The organism is Acinetobacter sp. YH16044, assembly GCF_013417145.1.
GTDB classification, from domain to species: Bacteria; Pseudomonadota; Gammaproteobacteria; order Pseudomonadales; family Moraxellaceae; genus Acinetobacter; species Acinetobacter amyesii.
Genome location: NZ_VPEK01000129.1, coordinates 1 through 1,643 on the forward strand (window position 1 = coordinate 1; position 1,643 = coordinate 1,643).

Annotated in this window: 1 protein-coding gene; it reads left to right on the forward strand. The window is 39.8% G+C overall.

Translation table 11 applies throughout. The annotated features are described in order from the left end of the window. Nucleotides 1-740 precede the first annotated feature (740 nt). Nucleotides 741-1,385, forward strand: a complete 645-nt coding sequence (locus FTV38_RS17445) for a quinolone resistance pentapeptide repeat protein QnrD1 (RefSeq protein ID WP_012634451.1) — start codon at nt 741-743, stop codon at nt 1,383-1,385. The last annotated feature ends 258 nt before the right edge of the window (nt 1,386-1,643 follow it).

Here is a 1,643-nt window from a genome sequence, read left to right on the forward strand (position 1 = left end):
GTGATTCAGCGAGGATTTCACGTGCTTTGTTGGTGATAGTTTTATTTTCTCGTTCAGCAATGATTTGAAGTTTATCTTTGAGATCATCTTCAATTCTAAAGCTCACCGTTGTTGTTTTTTTGCTCTCTGCCATTAATTCCCCTTTTTTCTCGTTGTCTAAAAACGTTGACGTACAAGGCTCTAAGGTGTGTTACCTATGCGTTTTTAATTGGTTTGTTAAAAATATCTCCAAATACAAAATTACAGGCACGAGGGCGACGATACACAAACGGGGACAAAATGGGGACATTTTTACCGTTTATTACCGTCGCGTACTCAGGGGGCTTTCCCCTGATACCCCGAAGCCTCTACGAGTCTTTTTCTGACGCGCTGCGCTTGTCCAACGATTCACAGACAGATAAAAATTTTATCTGCCCGTTCACCGTTTATGAGTCAAACGGGAAGATAATTATTTTGAAGGTTAAGGGGTAATTTTTGTGGCTAATAAAATAATGTTAAAAACGAAGCCAAACGGCACAGAAACCGTTCTAAACTTTCAGGGTAGATTTGGGTGTTTGATAGGGTGATCGTGTCTTAAAATCGTTTTGAGGGGCTTTAATGCGGATGAATGGGCGGTTTTAGTAAACTAACTCGCCCGTTTAACATAAAAGGGATTGTATGAATCAATTTTAGCTAGAGTTTAAGGTTGTTCAAATTAATGTACAATGATTGCACTGTATAAATAACCAGGTGTAGCATGTATGGAAAAGCACTTTATCAATGAAAAGTTTTCACGAGATCAATTTACGGGGAATAGAGTTAAAAATATTGCCTTTTCAAATTGTGATTTTTCAGGGGTTGATTTAACTGATACTGAATTTGTTGATTGTAGTTTTTACGACAGGAATAGCTTGGAAGGGTGTGATTTTAATAGAGCCAAACTAAAAAACGCTAGCTTTAAAAGCTGCGATTTATCAATGAGTAATTTTAAAAACATTAGCGCCTTAGGTCTTGAAATTAGTGAGTGTTTAGCTCAAGGAGCTGATTTTCGAGGGGCTAATTTTATGAATATGATAACTACAAGGTCATGGTTTTGTAGTGCTTATATAACCAAGACAAATCTTAGTTACGCTAATTTTTCTAGAGTCATATTAGAAAAGTGCGAACTGTGGGAAAATCGCTGGAATGGCACTGTGATAACTGGCGCCGTGTTTCGTGGCTCCGATCTTTCTTGTGGGGAGTTTTCATCGTTTGATTGGTCTTTGGCTGATTTTACTGGTTGTGATTTAACGGGTGGGGCGCTTGGCGAGCTTGATGCAAGGCGAATTAATTTAGATGGAGTGAAGTTGGATGGAGAGCAGGCGCTTCAGCTTGTTGAGAGTTTAGGTGTTATTGTTCACCGATAAAATCTAGGTAAAAAACGCCTAATGCCCCAATGTGGTACTAATCAAAACGGAGCGAAGCGACATCTTCATCTTGTCTTTGCTTTTCTCCATGATCAGTTATTGGGTCATGGTCTCTTAGCTCGTTAATCTGGCTAAGTCTGGTTAGGTTGGGCTTCTTTCGACGGTGCAATCCAAGAAATCCCTAGTCCGTTGATTGGTGCTCTTATCAGGTACGCACTGTAATCTTTCGATACCGCAGCGTGATTCGGAGGCAGAGCC

What these genes read in the sequence shown, in the direction of transcription:
- FTV38_RS17445 (WP_012634451.1), top strand. Translation starts at nt 741, where the DNA reads ATGGAAAAGCACTTTATCAATGAAAAGTTTTCACGAGATCAATTTACG.